This window comes from Tolumonas osonensis (genome assembly GCF_014202415.1).
GTDB classification, from domain to species: Bacteria; Pseudomonadota; Gammaproteobacteria; order Enterobacterales; family Aeromonadaceae; genus Tolumonas; species Tolumonas osonensis.
In genome coordinates, this window is the sequence record NZ_JACHGR010000003.1 from 324,841 (window position 1) to 349,237 (window position 24,397).

Sequence of the window (24,397 nt, forward strand, 5' to 3'; positions counted from 1 at the left end):
TATAATCAATCAGGAAAAATCCTGATGGTTTAACCAATGTGCGGTTTAAATAGTCATATTTCAAGTCTAGTCCAGAAATCAATCATCAGAAATTTTCATGAACCGTTTGAAATTATTTTTGGCATAAAAAACAACAAGCGGCATTCATCGAACGCCGCTTGCCGGAATTACATTACTAAAAAGTGATTACAGGCGTTCTTCCAGCCAAGCCTGGACTGACTTCAGTGCGCCTGGCAAGGCAACGACATCGGTACCACCCGCCTGTGCCATATCCGGACGACCACCGCCCTTACCGCCAACCTGCTGGGCCACCAGATTCACCAGTTCACCCGCTTTCACCTTAGAGGTTAAATCGGCAGTAACACCTGCGATCAGACTCACTTTGTCATCATTCACCGCAGCCAGCAGCAATACGGCAGATTGCAGACGGTTTTTCAGATCATCCATCGTCGTACGCAGTGATTTGGCATCCACACCATCCAACTGGGCAACCAGTACCTGCTGACCGTTGATTTTCATGATCTGCGACAGCAAGTCATTGCCTGCCTGCGCCGCCAGTTTGGCTTTCAGCGTTTCGATTTCACGTTCCAGCAAACGGCTACGTTCCTGCATCTGGCGGATCTTGCTGACAACGGACAGCGCATCTGCCTTAACAATTGCGGCGGCTTCGTCCAGCTGCTCACCCATCTGGTGAATATGCGCCAGTGCGACTTCCCCGGCTACTGCTTCGATACGACGCACACCGGCAGCAATACCGCCTTCACTGATGATTTTGAAGAAACCGATATCACCAGTATGTTTAGCGTGAGTACCGCCACACAGTTCGGTAGAGAATTCGCCCATTTTCACAACACGGACTTCATCACCGTATTTTTCACCAAACAGTGCCATTGCGCCGCTGTTTTTAGCATCATCCAATGACATCAGTTGTGTATTGATCAGTTCGTTTTTGCGAATTTCCGCATTCACGCTTTGTTCAATCTGACGCAATACGGCAGGATTAATGGCTTCAAAATGAGAGAAGTCAAAACGCAGACGATCCGGGCCAACCTGCGAACCTTTCTGCGCCACATGCTCGCCCAGCGTATTACGCAGCGCAGCATGTAACAGGTGAGTTGCCGAGTGATGCAGTGCAGTGGCATTACGGCGACTGTGATCAACAATCGCGTCTACCTTATCGCCGACCTGGAATGAACCGTCTTCAACAAAGCCTTTATGAACAATCGCCTGCCCTACTTTTTGTGTATCAGTAACGGCAAATAATGCATCACCCACACGCAGTAAACCGGCGTCACCCATCTGGCCGCCTGATTCAGCATAAAATGGGGTATGATCAAGAACGATTAATGCCTGATCACCGGTTTTCAGTGACGTTACCGCATCATCGCCTAAATAGATCGCTGTGATAGCTGCTGAATCAGCAGTTTTGTCATAACCGCAAAACTCAGAAGTCTGTTCGATTTTCAGCTGTTTGTTGTAATCGACGGCGAAGTTAGAGGCTTCTTTAGCACGCTCACGCTGCTTTTCCATTTCCTGCTGGAAAGCGGCTTCATCAATGGTATAACCACGGTCACGCACAACGTCAGCAGTCAGATCAGCAGGGAAACCGTAGGTATCGTACAGTTTGAACACAACGGCACCCGGAATTTCTTTCTCATCACCAAGACGAGCAAGTTCATCTTCCAGCAGAGCCAGACCGCGATCCAGAGTACGAACAAACTGCTCTTCTTCCAGTTTCAGAACTCGCTCAACAACCGGTTGCTGACTCTTCAGTTCCGGATAGGCATCGCCCATCAATGCAACCAGCGTTCCGACCAGTTGATAGAAGAAGGTATTAGTTGCGCCCAGCTTGCGGCCATGACGAACAGCACGGCGGATAATTCGGCGCAGCACATAACCACGGCCTTCATTCGATGGCATCACGCCATCTGCAATCAGGAAAGCACAGGAGCGAATGTGGTCAGCAATAACGCGCAGTGATTTATTTTCCAGATCAGTGATACCAACAATCTTGGCCGCGTTCTGAATCAGCGCCTTAAAGATGTCAATTTCGTAGTTGGAATGAACGCCCTGCATGATCGCAGAAATACGTTCGATACCCATGCCGGTATCAACCGATGGCTTCGGCAGCGGTTCCAGCGTGCCATCAGCCTGGCGGTTGAACTGCATAAACACGACGTTCCAGATTTCGATGAAGCGATCGCCATCTTCTTCTGGTGAGCCAGGACGCCCGCCCCAGATATGCTCGCCGTGGTCATAGAAAATTTCGGTACAAGGACCACAAGGACCCGTATCACCCATCTGCCAGAAGTTGTCAGATGCATACGGGGCGCCCTTGTTGTCACCAATGCGCACGATGCGGTCGGTCGGAACACCAATCTCGTTGGCCCAAATATTGTAGGCTTCGTCATCGGTAGCATAAACAGTAACCAGCAGCTTTTCCTGTGGTAACTGCAGGACCTTGGTCAGGAAAGTCCAGGCAAAGGTAATCGCGTCATGCTTGAAATAATCACCGAAGCTGAAGTTACCCAGCATTTCAAAGAAAGTATGGTGACGTGCTGTATAGCCAACGTTATCCAGATCGTTATGTTTACCACCAGCGCGGACACAGCGCTGCGCAGTCGTTGCCCGGGAATATGGACGAATATCGCCGCCAAGGAACACATCCTTGAACTGGTTCATCCCGGCGTTAGTAAACAGCAGAGTCGGATCGTTGTGCGGCACCAGAGAGCTAGAATCGACAACCTGATGTCCCTGTGAACGGAAATACTCGAGAAACGCGGTACGGATCTCTGACGTGGTCATTTGCATGAAAAAACCTGCTTGCTACAAAATAATCATGGGCAATTGAATCCCGCCTGATTAATTCAATCCAGATAATTAAGCAGACAGGCTTATGGTGGGCATACTGTAAAAGTTATCGGCAGCAAAGTAAAACGCTGACCGCAATAAAGGCACGATAGAATCAGATTTCCGGCGAGAAAAAACAACGCTGAATCAGATCCGACGAAAAGCCCCGGCGTAAAAGCATATTTTGCAGTTTTATCCGCTCTGCCGGCTCCTCTGGTAATGGCATACGCCGTTCCAGTAATCTCAGCAGCAAGGCTTGCCAGTCAACCGCCGCTTCCTGTAATGCCTGCCGGATAATCTCACCGGCAACCCCCTTTTGTTGCAACTCCAAAGCAATACGCCGAGGGCCATAACCACTATTGCTACGGCTGCGAATATAGTTTTCTGCAAACCGCGCATCATCCAGCCAGTTGTCCTGCAGACAACGCGCAATAACCGTATCAATCTCTCTGCCGGAATAAAACGGTTTCAGCTTCAACGTTAATTCATAAACACTATGATCCCGTCTGGCCAGTAATTTCATTGTCTTGGCCAGAGGGGAGATATTATTTTTATTTGCGGACAAACTCATAAAATTTCAAATCAAAGGTAAAAGAAAGGGCTGCCGCAGCAACCCTTATCTCATCAGATATCATCACTTAATGACAGGCTATCCAGCTCATCATCAGATGGCGTGAACTCTTCTACAACGGCCGTTGGCGCCGCATCAGCGCCGGCTGCCTGACCATGACTTAACAGTAACTCGCGTAATTTCAGCTCGATTTCTTCTGCTGCAGTTACATTCTCTTTCAAATACTTCATGGCATTGGCCTTGCCCTGACCAATTTTTTCGCCGTTATAGGCATACCAGGCACCTGATTTGTCAATCAGCTTGCATTTGACACCCAGATCGATCAGTTCACTTTCCTTGGAGATCCCTTCACCGTAAAGGATCTGGAAATCGGCCTGTTTAAACGGCGGGGCCACTTTGTTTTTCACAACCTTAACCCGCGTTTCGTTACCAACAATCTCTTCACCATCCTTGATGGCGCCGGTACGACGGATATCCAGACGAACCGAAGCATAGAATTTCAGCGCATTACCACCGGTGGTAGTTTCCGGGTTACCGAACATGACACCGATTTTCATACGGATCTGATTGATGAATATACACAGACAGTTCGCATTCTTGATATTGCCGGTCAGTTTACGCAGCGCCTGAGACATCAGACGAGCCTGTAAACCAACATGGGAATCCCCCATTTCACCTTCAATTTCCGCTTTCGGTGTTAACGCGGCAACCGAGTCAACGATGATGACATCGACCGCTCCGGAGCGAACCAGCATGTCGCAGATTTCCAGAGCCTGCTCACCAGTATCCGGTTGAGACACCAGCAGGTCATCCACTTTTACCCCCAGTTTGGCAGCGTAAATAGGATCCAGTGCATGTTCGGCATCAATAAAGGCACAGGTTTTACCAGCTTTTTGTGCCTGGGCAATTACTTCCAGAGTCAGAGTCGTTTTACCTGATGATTCCGGTCCAAAAATCTCAACGATACGCCCCATTGGCAAACCACCAATACCCAGAGCAATATCCAGAGACAAAGAGCCAGTGGGGATCGATTCAATATCAAGAGTTTGGGTGTCCCCAAGACGCATGATCGAACCTTTACCAAATTGTTTTTCAATTTGGCCTAATGCGGCCGCCAGAGCTTTTTCTTTATTTGAATCCATCATCGTCCCCACGAAACGAGTATCTTAGCTGTTAAATTGCATCATACTGTTTATCTATACAGTATCAAGTGTTTTATTTACTGTATGATAACAAACCGAGTAATGCCTCACGGATCGCCAGTAATCGGACCTGTTCCCGATCACCCCGGAATAAGTAATGACACGCATGACCCTGACCATTAGTCGTTTGCCAGGCAATCCAGACTGTACCGACTGGTTTTTCCTCCGAACCGCCGGTTGGCCCGGCAATACCGCTGATGGCCACGGCAATATTGGCGCCGGAATGCCGGAGCACACCAGCTGTCATTTCCTTCACTACCGCCTCACTGACTGCACCGTATTCCTGCAGTGTGCTGGCCTGGACACCCAGCATTTGCTGTTTGGCTTCGTTGGTATAAGTCACAAAACTGCGATCAAACCATGCTGAACTTCCCGAGACTGCGGTGATGGCGTATGCTACCCCTCCTCCGGTACAGGATTCTGCGGTTGCGGCCATCCACTGTTTGGCTGACAATGCATCTCCTAGCCGCTGAGCTAATTCAATAATATCCTTCTGCATGCTGACTCTCTCAACTGAACCTGAATCCATTATGCAACCAGCTTCTTCTGCACCGCAATCACTGACCACGCATACCCCTATGATGCAGCAATATTTAGGGCTGAAAGCCCAGCATCCCGATATTTTGCTGTTTTATCGTATGGGGGATTTCTATGAGCTGTTTTACGACGATGCCCGTAAAGCGGCCGAATTGCTGGATATCTCGCTGACCAAGCGCGGGCAATCCGCCGGGCAGCCAATTCCGATGGCCGGTGTGCCTTATCATGCGGTAGAGGGTTATCTGAGTCGTCTGGTGCAGCTAGGCGAGTCGGTCGCGATCTGTGAACAGATTGGTGATCCAGCGACCAGCAAAGGTCCGGTGGAACGCAAGGTGGTCCGGATTATTACGCCGGGCACACTGACCGATGAAGCACTGTTGAATGAACGTCAGGATAACCTGATCGTCGCGGTGGATTTTATGGCACCGCATTACGGTCTGGCAGCCATGGATGTCGCCTCCGGCCGGTTTACCATCAATCAATTCACCCGGCAGGAAACACTGAGCGCAGAATTACAGCGACTGAATCCGGCGGAATTACTCTATTCAGAAAGTTTTGCTGATCTGTCACAGCTGGGTCAGCGCAGAGGTATGCGCCGCCGCCCAGCCTGGGAGTTTGAATTCAGCACAGCCTATCATCTGCTGTGTAACCAGTTTGGCACGCAGGATCTGCGCGGTTTTGGCGTTGAAGAGGAAAAAATTGCCCTGCAGGCTGCCGGTGCGTTGCTGCAGTATGTCAAAGACACACAACGAACCGCGTTGCCACATATCCAGGGCATCCGCCTGGAAAAAAGTGAACAGATGGTGGTCATGGATGCGGCTACCCGACGCAACCTTGAGTTGACGAGTAATCTGGCTGGCGGTCTGGATAACACACTGGCAGCGGTGCTTGATGCTACCGCCACGCCGATGGGTAGCCGGTTGTTAAAGCGCTGGTTACATCAGCCGATCCGTAATAAAGCCCAGCTGTTACAACGTCAGTCGGTTATTGGTGAATTACTGGACCAGCAACTGATGGATACCCTGACGCCAATGCTGAAGCAGATCGGTGATGTGGAGCGTATTCTGGCTCGTCTGGCATTACGTTCAGCCCGTCCACGGGATCTGAGCCGTCTGCGCAACGCATTTCAGCAATTACCGGAATTACAGGCAAGTCTGCAACATTGCGAACCCCTGAAGGAAATCCGTCAGGCCATCCGCACTTTCCCTCAATTACAGGAACTGCTGGAACGGGCTGTTGTGGAAAATCCCCCAGTCATTATCCGCGATGGCGGTGTGATTGCTCCTGGCTATAACGATGATCTGGATGAGCTGCGGGATCTGGAAAACGGCGCGACCCGTTATCTGGAACGCCTTGAAGTGCGGGAACGCGAACGGACCGGCATTGCGACGCTAAAAGTCAGTTATAACAAAGTCCACGGCTTCTATATTGATGTCACCAAAGCCAACGCACATCTGGTACCAGCTGATTATATCCGCCGTCAAACACTGAAAAATAATGAGCGGTATCTGATCCCTGAACTGAAAGAATATGAAGAAAAGGTGCTGACAGCACAAAGTCGTGCACTGGCGCTGGAAAAACAGCTCTATGAAGATTTGCTCGATCAGTTACTGCCACACCTGAGTGCATTGCAAATCAGCGCGGCCGCGATCGCAGAACTGGATGTGCTCAATAATCTGGCGGAGCGGGCTCAGACACTGGACTATCATTGTCCGGAATTAACTAACGAGCCGATCATTCACATCAAAGCCGGACGTCATCCTGTGGTGGAACAGAGTCTGCAGGCACCATTCATCGCCAATGATCTGAAGCTGCATGATGAGCGGCATATGCTGATCATTACCGGTCCGAATATGGGTGGTAAATCGACCTACATGCGCCAGACCGCATTGATTGTGCTGTTAGCATATATCGGCGCATATGTGCCAGCCGAAGCCGCTAAAGTAGGTCCGATTGATCGAATCTTTACTCGTATCGGCGCCTCTGACGATCTGGCATCAGGACGTTCAACCTTCATGGTGGAAATGACCGAAACGGCCAATATTCTGCATAATGCCACACACCAGAGTCTGGTACTGATGGATGAAATCGGCCGAGGCACCAGCACCTATGACGGGCTGTCGCTGGCCTGGGCATGTGCGGAACAACTGGCACAAAAAATCCGGGCATACACGCTGTTCGCAACCCATTACTTTGAACTGACGCAACTGGCGGAACAACAGCCCAATATCGTCAATGTGCATTTCGATGCGATTGAACATGGTGATAGCGTAGCCTTTCTGCATACCGTGCAGGAAGGTGCAGCAAACCGTTCTTACGGTATACAGGTTGCTGCCCTAGCAGGCGTTCCGCGTGCAGTGCTGAGTCTGGCCCGGACCAAATTACATGAGTTGGAAAACCGTGATCATTCAGCCAATGAAGGCAAGCCGGAAACTATCACAACCATGACTGCAGCAGAAAACACCTTCAGAGAGAGCAAACTGTATCAGGCGCTGGAACAACTTGATCCAGATAGTCTGTCACCGCGAGATGCATTAGACTGGCTATATAAAATCAAGGAATTAGCCAAAACAGAAATACTGGAATAATCAGCAATCAGATATATCCAGACGAAAAAAATCGCCGGAACATTGTCCGGCGATTTCATATTTACATGTCTGTTTTAATCCAGCTGAAACAAGGTTTCTACCGATAACCCCTGCTGGGTCAGCATCTCTTTCATGCGACGCAAGCCTTCAACCTGGATCTGACGAACACGTTCCCGGGTCAGGCCGATTTCCTCACCCACTTCTTCTAAAGTGGCAGGTTCATAGCCCAGCAGACCGAAACGACGAGCCAGTACTTCCCGCTGTTTCGGGTTAAGCTGTTCCAGCCACATGACAATGCTATTCTGCATATCATCATCCTGAGTCTGATCTTCCGGACAATTAATCCGATCATCAGTCAGAATATCGATCAGTGATTTGTCACCATCACCGGCAAGCGGCGTATCCACAGAACAGATTTTTTCATTCAGCTTTAACATCCGGGAGACTTCTTCTACCGGTTTATCCAGCAGACTGGCAATATCTTCCGCTGTCGGTTCATGGTCCAGACGTTGTGCCAGTTCCCGGGCTGTCCGCAGGTAGACGTTCAGTTCTTTGACTACATGAATAGGTAAACGGATGGTTCGGGTCTGATTCATGATAGCCCGTTCAACAGTCTGACGGATCCACCATGTTGCATAAGTGGAGAAGCGGAAACCCCGCTCCGGATCGAATTTTTCAACAGCCCGGATCAGCCCCAGATTACCTTCTTCAACCAGATCCAATAAAGCCAGACCCCGGTTGTTATAACGACGGGCAATTTTTACGACCAAACGCAGGTTGGACTCAATCATGCGGTTACGTGCTGCTTCATCGCCGCGTAAAGCCCGGCGAGCGAAATAAACTTCTTCTTCTGCAGTCAGTAAAGGTGAAAAACCAATTTCACCGAGGTATAGCTGCGTCGCATCCATGATGCGATTAAGTGTGGGAGATAACTGGAGTTCATCCGTTGAATCTGAAACTTCATCAGTTTCAGTAATGTCATCCATTTCAGTCGGATCTTGTAAGTCCAAAAGATCCATATCACTATCAGCACGTTCAGTTACACTCATGGCCCCCTCCTTGAGTTCCACAACGTATCTGACTGCGACAATTGTGGAACTATCGTTTCGGCAAATATCTCAAAGGATCCACAGATTGACCGCGATAACGAATCTCAAAATGAAGTCTGACATCTGACGATTCGCTACTACCCATATCGGCAATCTTTTGCCCAGCTTTAACCACTTGTTGCTCTGTTACTCTCAACGCATCGTTATGTGCATACGCAGAAAGATAATCTTCGTTATGTTTGATAATGATCAGATTTCCATATCCACGAAGTGCATTACCAGCATAGACGACCCGCCCGTTTGCAGCGGCGACTACCGGCTGACCACGTTTGCCTGATATATCGATCCCCTTGTTGCTCTGTTCTCCTGCTTTATAGCCACCGATCATCATACCTTTTGCTGGCCATCGCCAGGTTAGTGATTTGTTAGTGACTTGTTCGGTAGGGTTAGAGTAAGCAGTTTCTTTTTTGTCAACAAACGCTTTCGTATTGCTTTTTTCAGATTTCTGATCTACTGCACGCTCCTCATTAAAGGAGCCCTTTGGACCAAAAGATGGACTGTTTGTTGCATTATTAACAATGCCGATAGATGCATTTGTCGGGAAGCGAATAGTCTGACCCGGATGAATAACATAAGGTGCTTTAATATTGTTGAATGAACCTAGCTCAGCCAAACGTAGCCCATGTTTTTCTGCCAGCACAGACAGGCTATCACCCACCCTAACCTTGTATTCTGGAATTTCTGTAGATACTCCGGATGATTTCAGCGTATCGGGCAATGAATAACGTAATACCTGGCCGGTACGCACATGATACGGAGCACGAAGCGCATTTTGTTCCGCCAGCGTACGAACATCCGCATCATACATCCATGCAATCGCATATAAGGTATCGCCTGCCTTGACCGTATAAGGAGTGCCTGGCGTTAATTTGGGGCGCTCGTTCACGGAGGAAATACCAAACATTTCTCTCTTCTCGGAAACGGTTATCCGGGAAACATGACTCCGGTAAGAAGGTTCAGGCTGTTTTTTACTCCCGGCGTCTCTGACCGGCGCAGGAGAGGACGATGAGACACATGCCGTTATTGCCAGAGAGAACAATAAGATCAGCATGCAAACGAAAGATTCTTGTTTATTGTATGTACGCATGAACATCCAAGCCGAATTAATCGACGTCAAATTAACTCGCCATGTACCAGAGGAACAAAACGAACAGCTTCCAGAATCTCAGTTCTGGTTCTTGAACCATATTTTTCGATCAGCAGCAGCTCCTGTTTATATTCGCCAACCGGGATCACCATCCGGCCACCATCAGCTAGTTGCGCCAACAGCGCATCAGGAATCTTTTCAGCTGCTGCCGTTACAATAATGGCATCAAAGGGCGCTTTGCTTGGCCAGCCGGCCCAGCCGTCGCCGTGGCGCATAGAAACATTATGAAAATCCAGCCGCAGTAACCGGCGACGCGCCTGATATTGCAGAGCCTTAATCCGTTCGACACTGTAAACCTGCGGAATAAGCTGGGATAGCACAGCCGTCTGATAACCGGATCCCGTGCCAATTTCCAACACGTTCCGTGGATTATTCTGGATGAGTGTTTCAGTCATTCTGGCCACAATGTAGGGTTGTGAAATTGTCTGACCAAAACCAATCGGTAATGCCGTATTTTCCCAGGCCTGATGCGAGATGGCTTCATCCACAAAATAATTACGTGGCACATTAGCCATAGCGGCAAGCACTCGCTCATCTCTGATACCGAGTTCCTGTAATTGCCTGATTAACAGCGAAGCCACCATGTCACGCACGCTATTTAAACTCCCCAACCCATGCAGAGAGTTCAGCAACACTGGCATATGCCGTCATATCCACATGAAGCGGCGTAATTGAAACATATCCCTGCTCGATTGCATGAAAATCAGTGCCTTCACCCGCATCCTGTTTTTCACCTGGAGGGCCGATCCAGTAGACCGGTTTGCCTCGTGGATCCTGCATGACAATCATTTTTTCACCACGATGGCGATTCCCAAGCCGGGTTACTTTGATGCCTTTAATCTGTTCCAGCGGTAAATCCGGAACATTCACATTCAGAATCTGATCGGATGGCAAAGGATGTGAACGCAACCGGGAAATCAGCAAACAGGCATAATGCGCTGCCGAGGAAAAATGCGTTTCACCAACCAGCGAGATCGCAACGGCCGGTAATCCCATATGCCGCCCTTCGGTAGCAGCAGCGACTGTGCCCGAATAAATCACATCATCCCCCAGATTGGCGCCATGATTGATGCCTGAGACAACAATATCCGGCCAGGGATCGAGCAATTTATTGACTGCGAAATGCACACAATCCGTCGGTGTTCCTTTGACTGAATAACGTTTTCCAGTCTCTAGCGTTTCAACCCGGATAGGATTTTCCAGTGTCAGAGAGTTACTGGCGCCGCTGCGATTGCGATCCGGTGCAACGACGATAACTTCGCCCAGCGAACATAATGCTTCACTCAGGCAATGCAATCCTTGTGCATTTACACCATCATCATTACTGACCAGAATCTTCATCGTGCTTATTTTCTCTTGTGGTAACCAATTCGCGGATCAGACTGGTGGCATAACTGCCTGCTGATAAAGAAAAATGCAGCTCAAGCGCGTTATCCAGCCAACGCCAGCGTAAATCATTGGTACGCAGTACCGCGCGGCGCCGTTCTTGCTGCATTCCCGCCTGTTCCAATGCCCGTAACCAGGCGTCATGTTCTGCCAATACGGCAGATTCCCATGCCAGCGCATCGCTCTGGGCAAGATTTTCACCTCGCCCCCACAGTGGAGCACTCGTAACCAGCTCACCGAATGCAATGCGCTGCGCAATAGCATTTTTATCTGTTTTCTTATCTGTTACCAGATAGCCATCACGGTTAGTAAACAGTAAACAATCACCCAGCATCGGTTCCTGTAAACGGTTATCACGGACTCGGGCCGCGACTACGTGATTAAAAATATAACTGCGGGCAGCAGAAAGATACATCGCCCGTTTTTGCCGATCATGAATCCGGCGATGCCCTGCAAACATAGCTTCTGCTGCATGCAGATTGTTGCCATGATGTCCAAAACGTTGCGGACCGAAATAATTTGGCACACCCAGCTGAGATATTTGCTGTAACCGCATATCCAGCTCACGGCTCTGACTCAGTTCCCGTAATTTCAGGCAGAAGAAATTACCACGTAATGCGCCAGGTCTCAGCTTTTTATCATGCCTGATTGTCTGTAAAACCTGAATAGTATCAGACTGTAAGCCTCGAAGATCAGGATCTGGTTTTCCCGGTAAATGTAAACCGAACCACTGTTCTGTCACCGCATGCCGGTCTTTCAGACCTGCCCAGCTGATGGCAGAAAGAGGTAAACCGGTATGTTCTGCCAGCAGCTTTGCCACCCAGGCGGTATTTTCCCCTGTTTTCCGGATCCGGACAAAAAGATGTTCGCCCTGCCCGCACGGCATGAACCCGAGGTCTTCAATAACCTGAAAATCGGCCGGTTCGGCCTTTAATAATGCAGTCTGCTCAGGTTTACCGAAGCTGTATGGCCAGTCCAGATCAAATTCTTTATTCATCAGCAGCAACCAGCAACACGACGGCTTCAACCGCGATTCCTTCCTTGCGGCCGGTAAAGCCCAGTTTTTCTGTTGTTGTCGCTTTGACATTCACCTGAGATAACTGACTCTCCAGATCTGCAGCCAGATTCAGACACATCGCCGGGATATGCGGTGCCATTTTCGGCGCCTGCGCAATGATGGTGACATCCAGATTACCCAGTTTAAATCCGCTTTTTTTCACCCGGGCGAAAACATCACGCAACAGGATCCGGCTATCCACCCCTTTAAATTGCGGGTCGGTATCCGGAAAATGCCGGCCGATATCACCGGCAGCAATAGCACCCAGCAACGCATCAGCTACCGCATGTAATACGACATCGCCGTCAGAATGAGCGAGTAGCCCCTGTTCATAAGGAACCTTAACCCCACCCAATGTGCAGGGGCCTTCGCCACCAAAACGATGCACATCAAAACCGTGTCCAATCCGAATCATGCACGTTCCTGTTGTTGCAAAATAAATGCTGCCAGCGCCAGATCTTCCGGCTGGGTCACTTTAATATTATCGGCTCGCCCTGTGATCAGTAGTGGTTTGAATCCGGCCAACTCCATCGCCGAGGCTTCATCAGTTAATACGATGGATTGAGCCAAACCTGCATCAATCGCATCCGCCAATTGCTGCGTAGGGAACATTTGAGGAGTCAGCGCATGCCAGAGATGCCCGCGTTCAACGGTCAGTTCAATACGATTGCTGATATCAGCACGTTTCATCGTATCTTTTACCGGAATCGCTAATATCGCGCCGTCTTCACCCTGATCGATGGCAGACACTAATGTATCCAGATCTGCGAGCGTAATACAAGGTCTGGCCGCATCATGCACAAGGACCCAGTCTGTTTCGACGCAAGACAAACCATTCAGCACCGAGATTGCCCGCTCCGGTCCGCCGATGGTGACTTCTATTTTCGGATGACTGGCGAGCGGTAAAGAGGAGAAATGATGATCATCGGCAGCAATCACCACCACTATCTTCTCGATCTGTGGATGAGCCAGCAAACGCGTTAACGTGTGTTCGATGATCGTTTTATCACCCAGAGGCAAATATTGCTTCGGCATATTAGCCTGCATCCGGCTTCCCCGGCCTGCAGCGGGCACTACGGCGGTAAATGTCTGCATGATTAGTCACTCTTCGGTAATGAGCTTTGTTTATTTTGTCCGGCACTGTCACGAGGCAGCACCCGATAAAACGTCTCTCCGGGTTTAATAAACCCCAGATCATTCCGGGCTAGTTCTTCTATAGCTTCCAGACCGCTTTTCAGATCTTCAATGTCTTCTTTAAGAAGCATATTACGTTCTTGCAGTTTTTGGTTATCTGCCTGCCGGCGTAATAAATTTTCCGAGACTTGTCGATACTCAACGAGTCCGTTTTTCCCGAACCAGAGCTGACGCTGAACCAACGCCAACACAACCATCAGGATAAGGGTAAACAGGCGCATGTCGTCTCCTCCTGGAGACATAGTTTCCCATATTGGTATATAAAAGAAAGCCCCGCATAGAGCGGGGCTTTCTTGAAGCAAAAAAGGAAGGGCTAAAAATTAAGCCTGACCTTTAACTTCTTTCAGACCGTTGAAAGGCGCTTTGGCACCCAGAGCTTCTTCGATACGGATCAGCTGGTTGTATTTAGCAACACGGTCAGAACGGCTCATAGAACCAGTTTTGATCTGGCCAGCAGCGGTACCAACAGCCAGGTCAGCGATGGTAGCGTCTTCAGTTTCACCTGAACGGTGAGAGATAACTGCAGTGTAACCAGCGTCTTTAGCCATTTTGATCGCAGCCAGAGTTTCGGTCAGAGAACCGATCTGGTTGAATTTGATCAGGATGGAGTTAGCGATACCGTTGTCGATACCACGTTTCAGGATCTTGGTGTTAGTTACGAACAGGTCGTCACCAACGATCTGGATTTTTTTACCCAGTTTCTGAGTCTGGTAAGCGAAACCTTCCCAGTCAGATTCGTCCAGACCGTCTTCGATAGAAACGATTGGGAACTTGTTAGTCAGATCTTCCAGGAAGTCAGAGAAAGCGTTAGAAGTGAAGATACGACCTTCGCCTTTCAGGTTATATTCTTTCTTCTCGGCATCGTAGAATTCAGATGCAGCACAGTCCATCGCCAGAGTGATGTCTTTACCCAGAACGTAGCCAGCAGCCGCAACAGCTTCAGCGATAACTTCCAGCGCTTCAGCGTTAGATTTCAGGTTAGGAGCGAAACCACCTTCGTCACCAACTGCAGTGTTGTAACCTTTAGATTTCAGAACTTTAGCCAGGTTGTGGAACACTTCAGCACCCATACGAACTGCTTCTTTCAGGGTCTTAGCGCCAACTGGCTGGATCATGAATTCTTGGATATCTACGTTGTTGTCAGCGTGCTCGCCACCGTTGATGATGTTCATCATTGGCAGAGGCATAGAGTAAACACCTGGAGTGCCGTTCAGTTCAGCGATCCATGCGTACAGTGGCATGCCTTTAGATGCAGCAGCTGCTTTAGCGTTTGCCAGAGATACCGCCAGGATTGCGTTAGCACCGAAGTTAGATTTGTTTTCAGTACCATCCAGGTCAATCATGATCTGGTCGATAGTAGCCTGATCCTGTGCATCTTTACCCAGCAGCGCAGTAGCGATTGGGCCATTTACAGCAGCAATTGCTTTCAGAACGCCTTTACCCAGGAAACGAGCTTTGTCACCGTCACGCAGTTCCAGTGCTTCGCGAGAGCCGGTAGATGCACCAGACGGAGCAGCAGCCATACCTACGAAACCACCTTCCAGGTGTACTTCAGCTTCTACAGTAGGGTTACCGCGTGAGTCGATGATTTCACGACCGATCACTTTGACGATTTTAGCCATATTGTCAATCCTCGTTATTTAGATATATGAACTACAAACAAACTTATAAATTGTAGTTGCGGCAATATATGCCACAACCACGGATTTTGTCGATTAGTTTAGATGTCTCTTCATGTACTCCCCTGCCGCTTTAATAAAGCCTTCAAACAGAGGATGTCCGTCACGCGGTGTAGAAGTAAATTCCGGGTGGAATTGCACTGCCACGAACCATGGGTGATCCGGATTTTCAACGATCTCTACCAGTTTCTTGTCCGCAGACAAACCGGTAACTTTCAACCCTGCCGCTTCAATTTTCGGCAACAGGGTGTTATTTACTTCGTAGCGATGACGGTGACGTTCCTGAATAGTCTCGTTGCCATATAAAGCACGAACCTTGGAACCTTCGGCCAGATGGCACAACTGAGAACCCAGACGCATGGTGCCGCCGAGATCCGAGCCTTCAGTACGTACTTCCACTTTACCTTCTTCATCGATCCATTCGGTGATCAGACCAACGACCGGGTAAGGCGTGTCACGCTTGAACTCGGTTGAATGCGCACCTTCCATACCGGCTACATGGCGCGCATATTCAATCAGCGCCACCTGCATGCCCAGGCAGATCCCCAGATACGGGATTTTATTCTCACGGGCATATTGTGCCGCCAGGATCTTGCCTTCAACACCACGCTCACCGAAACCACCCGGAACCAGAATTGCGTCCAGACCTTCCAGTACATCCAGACCTTTCGTTTCCAGATCCTGAGAATCGATATATTTGATATTGACGCTCAAACGATTTTTCAGACCGCCGTGTTTCAGTGCTTCGTTCACTGATTTATAAGCATCCGGCAGAGAGACATATTTACCGACCATACCGATAGTGACTTCACCAGTCGGATTCGCTTCCTGGTAAATAACCTGTTCCCATTCTGACAGATTGGCTTCTGCGCATGGCAGACCGAAACGATCAACGACCAGCTGATCCAGACCTTGCGATTTCAGCAGTGCCGGGATTTTATAAATAGAATCAACGTCTTTCAGTGAAACTACGGCACGTTCCGGTACATTACAGAACAACGCGATTTTCGCACGCTCGTTGGCCGGAATAGCACGATCAGAACGACAAATCAGGATGTCTGGCTGAATGCCAATAGACAGCAGTTCTTTTACCGAATGCTGCGTTGGTTTGGTTTTTACTTCACCGGAAGCAGCCAGATACGGCACCAGTGTCAGATGCATGAACAATGCGTTGTTACGGCCAATGTCCACCGCCAGCTGACGGATAGCTTCCAGGAATGGCAATGATTCGATATCACCAACCGTACCACCGATTTCAACGATCGCCACATCATGGCCTTCGGCACCCGCAATCACACGCTCTTTAATCGCGTTAGTGATGTGTGGAATGACCTGAATCGTTGCACCCAGATAATCGCCGCGGCGTTCTTTACGCAGTACGTCGGAATAAACACGACCAGTGGTAAAGTTGTTGCGACGGGACATTTTGGTACGGATAAAACGCTCGTAATGACCTAAATCCAGATCGGTTTCGGCGCCATCTTCCGTGACAAATACCTCACCATGCTGAATAGGGCTCATGGTGCCCGGGTCAACGTTGATGTACGGATCGAGTTTCAGCATGGTTACTTTTAAACCACGCGCTTCCAGGACCGCTGCCAGTGATGCTGCCGCGATACCTTTACCCAAGGATGAAACCACCCCGCCTGTCACGAAAATATATTTAGTCGTCATGCTGAACCTGAAGATGTTTAGGAATCACGCAGATGCGTGCGGGAGAAACAGACGGGATGAAATTATACCGCAAGCCCCCGCTCCTAACAACGGCAAACAGGATACTCATTTGCATTGAGAGGAGTCTTGCGTTGCATCAACTTCACTTCATTTGTTTAACTTGTTGCCAAACGGCTTCCAATTCGTCTAACGAACAGCTTTTTAAGGAGCGTCCCTGCGAATGAACGATTTGCTCCAGTGCCCGGAAACGTCGTTCAAACTTATTATTACCGGCACGCAGGATCTTTTCCGGATCGAATCCCAGATGACGAACCAGATTCACATTCGCAAACAACAAATCGCCCAGCTCTTCACCCAGAGCATTTTTGTCATGTTCCGGCTGATTCAGCTCGGCCATCACTTCGTCGAGTTCTTCATGGATCTTTTCAATCACGGGCGGCAATTCATGCCAGTCAAATCCCACCGTTGCACAGCGCTTCTGGATTTTATTCGCGCGCATCAGTGCCGGTAAACTTTGCGGGATATCGTCCAGGACGCTGGTCGCCGAGGCATTTTTTTCTTTACGCTCTTTCGCTTTTTCTGCTTCCCAGTTAGCGCTCACGGCAGCCGCGTCCACAAATTCTTTATCCGCAAATACATGTGGATGCCGGCGCACCAGTTTTTCACTGATGGTGTTGACGACATCCTGAAAATTGAACAGACCCTGTTCCTGCGCCAGTTGCGCATAAAACACCACCTGAAATAACAGATCGCCCAGTTCTGACTTGAGGCCATTCAGGTCATTTTGTTCGATACTGTCCACCACCTCGTAAGCTTCTTCGATGGTATAAGCGGTCAGACTGTGCAAGGTCTGTTTTTTATCCCACGGACAACCCTTTTCCGGATCACGCAACTGCTGCATCAGAGCCAGAAGATCTTGCATGGAGTATGTGTGTGACATGATGAGTACCTGCTGAAAATAAAAAACCGCCGTTGTGGATGACGGCGGTTAAAGATAAATGCTGATTAAAGACGTTTAGCGCTGACCACGTCATTCATCTGGTTGATCTTCGCCAGCATCCGGTTCAGCGTTTCGATATTGTAAATTTCCATATCAATATCGATATCGGCGGTTTGCTGTTTGACATTGGACCGGCTGCGCATGCCCAGTACATTGATTTTTTCGTTGGCGATGATGGTGGTTATATCACGCAACAATCCAGAACGATCATTGGCGGTAATACGAACCGTCAACGGATACCCACCGGAATAATTTTCACCCCAGACAGCATCAATGACGCGTTCCGGATTACGGCGACTCAGCTCTTTGAACTGTTCGCAATCTTCGCGGTGAATGGAGATCCCTCGCCCCTGGGTAATAAAGCCGATGATGCTGTCTCCCGGGATCGGCTGACAGCAACGGGCCACATGCGTCATCAGGTTGCCGACGCCCTGAACCACGATATGACCTTTGCCCGGTTTGATGTTTTTCATCCGGTGCTGGGTTTTATTTTCCAGCTGTGCCAGTAGACGGCGGTCTTCTTCCTCCGCGGTCGGTTTATTCAGCTTTTGTTCCAGGAAGTTCATCAGCTGATTAATACGAACCTCACCGGAACCTATACCGGCCAGCAAATCATCAAATTCCATCAGGCTCAGACGGGTGTAAAACTCTTTGACCGTCGAAGCCAGTTCATCCCGGGAAAGATTAAAGCCGTGGCGTTCGACTTCTTTATCCAGCAACTCCTTGCCCGCCAGAATATTCTTATCCCGATCCAGTTTCCGGAACCAGGCTGCCACCTTGGCCCGGGCACGACTGGTACGCAAGAACGCGAGGTTTGGATTCATCCAGTCTCGGCTGGGGTTCGGTTCTTTCTGGGTAATGATCTCGATCTGATCACCGGTCTGCAACTGATAGGTGAATGGCACGATGCGACCATCGATTTTGGCCCCGATACAGCGGTGGCCGATCATGCTGTGCACCTGATAGGCAAAATCCAGTGGTGTTGCGCCGGCCGGTAAATCGACGACATCGCCTTTTGGCGTGAACACGTAGACACGATCTTCAAATACCTGCGTACGCAGTTCATCCACCAGCGAACCGGATTCCACCATGTCTTCCTGCCAGGCCAGCAATTTACGCAGCCAGGCAATACGTTCTTCATAGGCAGCATTTTTACCGGCCTGCATGCCTTCCTTGTATTTCCAGTGCGCGGCAACACCCAGTTCCGATTCCTGATGCATCTGCTCGGTACGGATCTGGATCTCGACTGTTTTACCATCCGGCCCCAGTACCACGGTATGAATCGACTGATAACCGTTCGGTTTCGGGTTGGCGACGTAGTCATCAAATTCGCGCGGAATATGGTGCCAGTGGGTATGGATAATACCGAGTGCAGCGTAGCAGTCCTGTAGTCGCTTGGTGACGACACGGACAGCACGCACATCATACAAGTCAGAAAAATTCAGGTTCTTTTTCTGCATCTTGCGCCAGATGCTATAGATATGTTTTGGCCGGCCATAGACTTCGGCGTCAATCCCAGCTTCCTGCAATGCAGCTTTTGTATCCGCCACAAACTGTTGAATATAGCGCTCGCGATCCAGGCGTTTTTCATCCAGCAGCTTGGCAATCTGTTTGTAGGTATCCGGATGCAGATAACGGAATGAGAGATCTTCCAGCTCCCATTTAAGCTGACCAATACCTAAGCGGTTTGCCAGGGGAGCATAGATATTGGAAATTTCCTTCGCCACCAAAACCCGGGTTTCTTCGGTGGCATTTTTGACTTCCCGCAGGCAGGCAATACGTTCGGCGAGTTTGATAACAACGGCACGCACATCCTCGACCATCGCCAATAACATGCGACGCACGTTATCAACCTGACTATCAGAAACAGCGGCATTATTCAGATGCTGCAGAAAACGGATGGCATCAATATCAATCACGCCCAGCAGCAACCGGCTGATCCCCTCGCCGAAATCGGCTTCAGCCTGTTCGATCGTCAGATGACCAGGCTCAATCAGCGGGAATAGCACTGCTGTTTTCAGCGTATCCATGTCCATGTGCAGCGTCAGCAGAATGCCGATCATTTCGGCGCTGCGCTTGGACAAGCGTTGCTGTTCATTTTCATCCTGAATACGGTTGTGACAATATTCAAATACCGACACTAACGCGGCTTTGTCTGTCGCAGACAAGTCCAACGTTGTCATCCAGTTATTGAAGTCAAAACCCGTTTTCAGGTGAGTATCACGAACTGCAACCATGAGACGCTCGTCCTTATTTATTTTCGTTCAAACAAGAAAAGAGATTCGACATGCCCGGTATGCGGGAACATGTCCAGCAACCCCCACTGTTTCACTGCATAGTCTGATTGTAGCAGTGCACAGTCACGTGCCGCGGTGACAGGGTTGCAAGAAACGTACACGATCCGGCGGGCACCATTTTTAGCCAGCCATGGCATTACATCTTCGGCACCGGCCCGACCTGGATCCAACAGCACCAGATCATAACATTGTTGCTGCCAGCCTGCGTTGGCATATTCCGCCATTTTTGTCAGATCTGCGCGATGAAATTCGGTATTAGCCAGCTGATTCAGGTTTGCATTCAGAGCCGCTCTTTGCACCATGTCATCGACACCCTCGATGCCGGTAACGGATGCAGCTTGCCGTGCCAGAGGCAGGGTGAAGTTGCCAATCCCGCAGAACAGATCCAGGACGTTATCGGTGGCTGCGGGCATGAGCCACTCCAGCACATAATTCACCAGTCGCTGGTTAACGGCGGCATTGACCTGCAAAAAATCACCCGGCCGGAAATAAAGACGCAGGTCATCCAGTTGATAAAAACTTGGGGCAACGTCCGCCAGCGGTTCCGGCGTTCCGGTTGTCTGCAGATACAATGCACAATCATGCTGCAGCGCAAAATCCTGCATCAGGGCTTTATCTTTTACGGAGGGTTTCCCGTTGTGACGCAGCAGCATCGCCAGTCCGCTGTCCGTGTCATACAGCTCGACATGTCCGATATCGCGATAAGATCCGAGCGAGTTCAGCATGGCCCGTAACGGAACGATCAGCGCGGATAACGCAGCTGTCAGCACCGGACAACGGTCGATCTCCACCAGCGACTGACTCTGCTTCTGTCGAAAGCCGAGCTGAACACAACGTTTACTCTTGTCATATTTCACGGCCAGGCGACACACACGGCGATAAGCCTGCGGGGCACTGCTTTCAATCCACAAGGGTGCCGGCAGTTCGATTCTGGCCAGTTGCCGGAACAACCGTTGTACACCTTGCTGTTTTGCCTGGCATTGCACTGTTTGTGGCATCATCTGGGCATTACAGCCACCACATTGACTGAATACCGGACAAAACGGTTCCAGACGTTCAGCAGAGGGCTCCAGTACCTGACGTAACCGGCCATGGGCATACTGTTTTTTCTGTTCGGTAATTTGTACGCTGACTTTTTCGCCGGGTAATACACCGTCGACAAAACAGGCTTTACCCTGATAGCGCCCCACCCCGGTCAGGTGGTGATCCAAATTATCAATCGTCAATTCGACCGCTTTGGTCGGTAATGCTTTGGGTTGGGGTTTGAAAAACTGAACCATATCTCTTGGTGGCTTATCGTTAGGTAGGTATGATGCTGGAAGAAAAGCACCGGAAAATACTATTGTCCCACAAGAACGGGTCAACAAAAACAGACTATGACTAAATATGGCCTGCGCGCCCGCGTTCTGGCGTTTACTATTATACCCACTCTGCTTATCGGTACATTGTTAGCCGGCTACTTTATTTTTCACCGGCATCAGCAGATTGAAAATTTCATGATTGAACAGGGTACCAGCGTCATTGAACCATTGGCGATTGCCAGTGAGTATGGTCTGACCCGTTCCAGTCGTGAGGACTTACGTCGTCTTATCAGTACCAGCCATCGTCGTAATTCGCCGTTAATCAAATCCATCGCCATTTTTACCAAAGACAATAACCTGTTTGTCACGTCTAACTTTCATCGCGATTTTATGCAGATGCGGCTGCCGGATGGCCGGAGTATTCCGGAGCTGACCAGCGTGGAACATCTGAATGATTACATTATTCTGCGCACGCCCATCATGGCCGAAAACAGCCTGAATGAAATGTCACTGCAAACCAGCAGTACCCCCGAAGTGATCGGTTATATGGCCATACAGCTCAATATCGATCGTTCGGTGATTGCGCAATACCGGGATACGGCCACCGCGATTTTCATTGTTCTGCTCGGATTGATCATGAGCCTGTTCTTTGGTTTGAACCTGGTGCATGTGGTGATAGAACCGATCAACCGGATGGTCCGTGCGGTTTACCATATCCGTGAAGGCCGGCTTGATACCCGTGTGCGCGGTAAAATGGATGGTGAGCTGGACATGCTGAAGAATGGTATCAACGCGATGGCCAAAGCCATCAGCGAATACCATACAGAAATGCAACAGAGTATCGATCAGGCCACATCGGACCTGCGGGAAACACTGGAACAGATCGAAATCCAGAACGTTGAGCTGGATATGGCGAAAAAACGTGCCCAGGAAGCCGCCCGCATCAAATCGGAATTCCTGGCGAATATGTCACACGAACTGCGCACACCGCTCAATGGCGTCATCGGTTTTACCCGTCAGTTGTTTAAAACCCAGCTCAGTCTGCATCAGCACGACTACCTGAACACGATCGAACATTCAGCGAAAAACCTGCTCAGTATCATCAACGATATCCTCGATTTTTCAAAACTCGAGGCCGGCAAACTGACGCTGGAAAATATTCCGTTCAATATCCGGGAAATGGTCAACGACACCGTCACCCTGCTGGCACCGTCAGCGCATGACAAGAAACTGGAATTGTCGCTGCTGGTCAGTCAGCCGATCCCGGATCTGGTGGCCGGCGACCCGCTGCGTCTGCAGCAAATCGTGACCAATATTGTCGGCAATGCCATCAAGTTTACCGAACAGGGCATGGTGAATATCCATGTCAGCACGATCCTTTCCGCCGCCCGGAATAAGGTTCTGTTGCAATTCCGGATCCGCGATACCGGGATTGGTATGGATGAAGAACAGCTGATGCGTCTGTTCCAGCCATTTATTCAGGGGGACAGCTCTATCTCCCGTCGTTATGGTGGTACCGGACTGGGGCTGGTGATCAGTCAGAAACTGATTGAGCAGATGAATGGCAACATGCAGGTTCATTCAGAGCCCAATCAGGGTTCTGAATTTACGATCACCATTCCGCTAGAGTTGGTATCAGAAGAAAATAATATCCCGGTTGAGCAATTATTATTAACCGGTAAAAAAGTGCTGTTATCCGAGGATGCGCTCTGGAGTCGGGAATCCTGCGTCAGCCTGCTCAATGAATGGGGTATGCAGGTTACAGTGGTCAGTGATGAACAACCTGATAGCGATGATAAATTCTACGCCATGATCGTCGGTTTCGCGCCGGAAACATCGACCGAACAAATCCAGCAAACACTGGAACAATGCCTGCAGCGCTATGAACTGGAAAAGCTGATTGTTTTAATCAACTCCAGTGATCCGACGCTACATGAACAGCTGATGCAGAATCATAAAATCTACTCGCTCAGCAAGCCGGTGATCCACAGTAAATTGCTGCAGGCCCTGCTGCAGCCGCTGCCGCCGGCGCAGACACTGACACAACCGATCAAACAACAAAAAGAACGGTTGCCGTTGCGGATCCTGGCAGTTGACGATAATCCGGCCAACCTCAAACTGATCGTCGCATTACTGAATGATCTGGTCGATGACGTTTACTCCTGTCAGGACGGACATCAGGCCGTCTCGCTGGCTGAAAAGACACGTTTTGACATTATCTTTATGGATGTTCAGATGCCGATCATGGATGGTATTCAGGCCTGCCAGATCATCCACCGCGATACCTGTAATAAACGGACTCCCATTATAGCCGTCACAGCACACGCTTCCCCCGGGGAGCGCGAACGTCTGATGTCCAGTGGTATGGATGAGTATTTATCCAAACCGATTGATGAGGTACAGCTAAAACGGCTGCTGATGCAATTCAGTGATATCAACGCAGCAGAGCATACTACCTCGGCGTTTATTGACTGGGATCTGGCATTAGAAAAAGTGAAAGGAAATGAAGCGCTGGCCAGAGACATGCTGCAAATGCTCGTGGCCAGTTTTGCTGAAATCACACCACAGATTGAAGCTGCCGCAACCGGAAATGAATGTGCAGAACTGCTGGATGTGATCCATAAATTACGCGGTGGTGCCGCCTATTGTGGCGTACCACAATTGCAAGCCAGTTGCGCCGGGCTGGAACAGGGACTGCGCGCCGGTCTCAGTTGCAGTGCTTTTGAACCGGAGTTGCTGGAATTGCTGGATATCATGGCAGCCGTGAAGAAAGAGGCCGCGCAATGGACAGAACAGGCAGGTTAA

Annotated in this window: 19 protein-coding genes; 2 read left to right on the forward strand and 17 right to left on the reverse strand. The window is 49.7% G+C overall.

The window, feature by feature from the left end:
• Nucleotides 1-186: 186 nt before the first annotated feature.
• From alaS to HNR75_RS06020, 4 genes are all read right to left on the reverse strand, one after another.
• Nucleotides 187-2,811 (reverse strand): alanine--tRNA ligase, encoded by a 2,625-nt coding sequence (gene alaS, locus HNR75_RS06005; RefSeq protein ID WP_188026084.1) that lies wholly within the window; start codon nt 2,809-2,811, stop codon nt 187-189.
• Nucleotides 2,812-2,965: 154 nt separating this feature from the next.
• The gene (locus tag HNR75_RS06010; protein WP_223157789.1) at nt 2,966-3,373 is read right to left on the reverse strand and encodes a regulatory protein RecX; all 408 of its coding nucleotides are present in this window, start codon (nt 3,371-3,373) and stop codon (nt 2,966-2,968) included.
• A 101-nt stretch (nt 3,374-3,474) separates the two neighbouring features.
• Nucleotides 3,475-4,563: a recombinase RecA gene (recA, locus tag HNR75_RS06015; protein ID WP_188026086.1), complete on the reverse strand. Its 1,089-nt coding sequence runs from the start codon at nt 4,561-4,563 to the stop codon at nt 3,475-3,477.
• A 73-nt stretch (nt 4,564-4,636) separates the two neighbouring features.
• Nucleotides 4,637-5,122 carry a CinA family protein gene (locus tag HNR75_RS06020; protein ID WP_188026087.1) on the reverse strand — a complete coding sequence of 162 codons (486 nt, stop codon included), beginning with the start codon at nt 5,120-5,122 and terminating at the stop codon, nt 4,637-4,639.
• A 31-nt stretch (nt 5,123-5,153) separates the two neighbouring features.
• On the opposite strand from HNR75_RS06020, the gene mutS reads away from it, so the two are divergent.
• Complete coding sequence (mutS, locus tag HNR75_RS06025) at nt 5,154-7,748, forward strand: DNA mismatch repair protein MutS (protein ID WP_188026088.1); 2,595 nt, start codon at nt 5,154-5,156, stop codon at nt 7,746-7,748.
• Nucleotides 7,749-7,822: 74 nt separating this feature from the next.
• Here the strand turns inward: mutS and rpoS are convergent, their stop codons facing one another.
• From rpoS to rlmD, 13 genes are all read right to left on the reverse strand, one after another.
• Nucleotides 7,823-8,797, reverse strand: coding sequence for an RNA polymerase sigma factor RpoS (gene rpoS / locus HNR75_RS06030; RefSeq protein ID WP_188026089.1), 975 nt, complete (start codon nt 8,795-8,797; stop codon nt 7,823-7,825).
• A 49-nt stretch (nt 8,798-8,846) separates the two neighbouring features.
• Entirely contained in the window at nt 8,847-9,761 is a 915-nt protein-coding gene (locus HNR75_RS06035; protein WP_188026090.1) for a peptidoglycan DD-metalloendopeptidase family protein, read from the reverse strand.
• Between the two features lie 209 nt (nt 9,762-9,970).
• Complete coding sequence (locus tag HNR75_RS06040; RefSeq protein WP_188026143.1) at nt 9,971-10,588, reverse strand: protein-L-isoaspartate(D-aspartate) O-methyltransferase; 618 nt, start codon at nt 10,586-10,588, stop codon at nt 9,971-9,973.
• Nucleotides 10,589-10,598: 10 nt separating this feature from the next.
• Nucleotides 10,599-11,345 (reverse strand): 5'/3'-nucleotidase SurE, encoded by a 747-nt coding sequence (surE, locus tag HNR75_RS06045; RefSeq protein ID WP_188026091.1) that lies wholly within the window; start codon nt 11,343-11,345, stop codon nt 10,599-10,601.
• Complete coding sequence (gene truD, locus HNR75_RS06050; protein ID WP_188026092.1) at nt 11,326-12,387, reverse strand: tRNA pseudouridine(13) synthase TruD; 1,062 nt, start codon at nt 12,385-12,387, stop codon at nt 11,326-11,328. Before truD ends, surE begins: the two co-directional genes overlap by 20 nt.
• Nucleotides 12,380-12,862 (reverse strand): 2-C-methyl-D-erythritol 2,4-cyclodiphosphate synthase, encoded by a 483-nt coding sequence (ispF, locus tag HNR75_RS06055; protein ID WP_188026093.1) that lies wholly within the window; start codon nt 12,860-12,862, stop codon nt 12,380-12,382. Before ispF ends, truD begins: the two co-directional genes overlap by 8 nt.
• Nucleotides 12,859-13,542: a 2-C-methyl-D-erythritol 4-phosphate cytidylyltransferase gene (ispD, locus tag HNR75_RS06060; RefSeq protein ID WP_188026094.1), complete on the reverse strand. Its 684-nt coding sequence runs from the start codon at nt 13,540-13,542 to the stop codon at nt 12,859-12,861. Before ispD ends, ispF begins: the two co-directional genes overlap by 4 nt.
• Before the next feature lie 2 nt (nt 13,543-13,544).
• The gene (ftsB, locus tag HNR75_RS06065; protein ID WP_188026095.1) at nt 13,545-13,862 is read right to left on the reverse strand and encodes a cell division protein FtsB; all 318 of its coding nucleotides are present in this window, start codon (nt 13,860-13,862) and stop codon (nt 13,545-13,547) included.
• 99 nt (nt 13,863-13,961) lie between these two features.
• The gene (gene eno / locus HNR75_RS06070) at nt 13,962-15,263 is read right to left on the reverse strand and encodes a phosphopyruvate hydratase (protein WP_188026096.1); all 1,302 of its coding nucleotides are present in this window, start codon (nt 15,261-15,263) and stop codon (nt 13,962-13,964) included.
• A 93-nt stretch (nt 15,264-15,356) separates the two neighbouring features.
• On the reverse strand, nt 15,357-16,994 hold the full coding sequence (gene pyrG / locus HNR75_RS06075; RefSeq protein WP_188026097.1) for a CTP synthase: 1,638 nt from the start codon (nt 16,992-16,994) through the stop codon (nt 15,357-15,359).
• A gap of 142 nt (nt 16,995-17,136) precedes the next feature.
• On the reverse strand, nt 17,137-17,934 hold the full coding sequence (gene mazG / locus HNR75_RS06080) for a nucleoside triphosphate pyrophosphohydrolase (protein ID WP_188026098.1): 798 nt from the start codon (nt 17,932-17,934) through the stop codon (nt 17,137-17,139).
• Nucleotides 17,935-17,999: 65 nt separating this feature from the next.
• Nucleotides 18,000-20,231: a GTP diphosphokinase gene (gene relA, locus HNR75_RS06085; protein ID WP_188026099.1), complete on the reverse strand. Its 2,232-nt coding sequence runs from the start codon at nt 20,229-20,231 to the stop codon at nt 18,000-18,002.
• Between the two features lie 17 nt (nt 20,232-20,248).
• Entirely contained in the window at nt 20,249-21,571 is a 1,323-nt protein-coding gene (gene rlmD, locus HNR75_RS06090) for a 23S rRNA (uracil(1939)-C(5))-methyltransferase RlmD (RefSeq protein WP_188026100.1), read from the reverse strand.
• Nucleotides 21,572-21,667: 96 nt separating this feature from the next.
• Here rlmD and barA point away from each other — a divergent pair, with 96 nt between their 5' ends.
• Nucleotides 21,668-24,397, forward strand: a complete 2,730-nt coding sequence (gene barA / locus HNR75_RS06095; RefSeq protein ID WP_188026101.1) for a two-component sensor histidine kinase BarA — start codon at nt 21,668-21,670, stop codon at nt 24,395-24,397.

What these genes read in the sequence shown, in the direction of transcription:
- eno (WP_188026096.1), bottom strand. Translation starts at nt 15,263, where the DNA reads ATGGCTAAAATCGTCAAAGTGATCGGTCGTGAAATCATCGACTCACGC.
- pyrG (WP_188026097.1), bottom strand. Translation starts at nt 16,994, where the DNA reads ATGACGACTAAATATATTTTCGTGACAGGCGGGGTGGTTTCATCCTTG.
- alaS (WP_188026084.1), bottom strand. Translation starts at nt 2,811, where the DNA reads ATGCAAATGACCACGTCAGAGATCCGTACCGCGTTTCTCGAGTATTTC.
- mutS (WP_188026088.1), top strand. Translation starts at nt 5,154, where the DNA reads ATGCAACCAGCTTCTTCTGCACCGCAATCACTGACCACGCATACCCCT.
- rlmD (WP_188026100.1), bottom strand. Translation starts at nt 21,571, where the DNA reads ATGGTTCAGTTTTTCAAACCCCAACCCAAAGCATTACCGACCAAAGCG.
- ispD (WP_188026094.1), bottom strand. Translation starts at nt 13,542, where the DNA reads ATGCAGACATTTACCGCCGTAGTGCCCGCTGCAGGCCGGGGAAGCCGG.
- HNR75_RS06010 (WP_223157789.1), bottom strand. Translation starts at nt 3,373, where the DNA reads ATGAAATTACTGGCCAGACGGGATCATAGTGTTTATGAATTAACGTTG.
- HNR75_RS06020 (WP_188026087.1), bottom strand. Translation starts at nt 5,122, where the DNA reads ATGCAGAAGGATATTATTGAATTAGCTCAGCGGCTAGGAGATGCATTG.
- ftsB (WP_188026095.1), bottom strand. Translation starts at nt 13,862, where the DNA reads ATGCGCCTGTTTACCCTTATCCTGATGGTTGTGTTGGCGTTGGTTCAG.
- mazG (WP_188026098.1), bottom strand. Translation starts at nt 17,934, where the DNA reads ATGTCACACACATACTCCATGCAAGATCTTCTGGCTCTGATGCAGCAG.
- ispF (WP_188026093.1), bottom strand. Translation starts at nt 12,862, where the DNA reads ATGATTCGGATTGGACACGGTTTTGATGTGCATCGTTTTGGTGGCGAA.
- barA (WP_188026101.1), top strand. Translation starts at nt 21,668, where the DNA reads ATGACTAAATATGGCCTGCGCGCCCGCGTTCTGGCGTTTACTATTATA.
- HNR75_RS06035 (WP_188026090.1), bottom strand. Translation starts at nt 9,761, where the DNA reads ATGTTTGGTATTTCCTCCGTGAACGAGCGCCCCAAATTAACGCCAGGC.
- recA (WP_188026086.1), bottom strand. Translation starts at nt 4,563, where the DNA reads ATGGATTCAAATAAAGAAAAAGCTCTGGCGGCCGCATTAGGCCAAATT.
- HNR75_RS06040 (WP_188026143.1), bottom strand. Translation starts at nt 10,588, where the DNA reads ATGGTGGCTTCGCTGTTAATCAGGCAATTACAGGAACTCGGTATCAGA.
- surE (WP_188026091.1), bottom strand. Translation starts at nt 11,345, where the DNA reads ATGAAGATTCTGGTCAGTAATGATGATGGTGTAAATGCACAAGGATTG.
- relA (WP_188026099.1), bottom strand. Translation starts at nt 20,231, where the DNA reads ATGGTTGCAGTTCGTGATACTCACCTGAAAACGGGTTTTGACTTCAAT.
- truD (WP_188026092.1), bottom strand. Translation starts at nt 12,387, where the DNA reads ATGAATAAAGAATTTGATCTGGACTGGCCATACAGCTTCGGTAAACCT.
- rpoS (WP_188026089.1), bottom strand. Translation starts at nt 8,797, where the DNA reads ATGAGTGTAACTGAACGTGCTGATAGTGATATGGATCTTTTGGACTTA.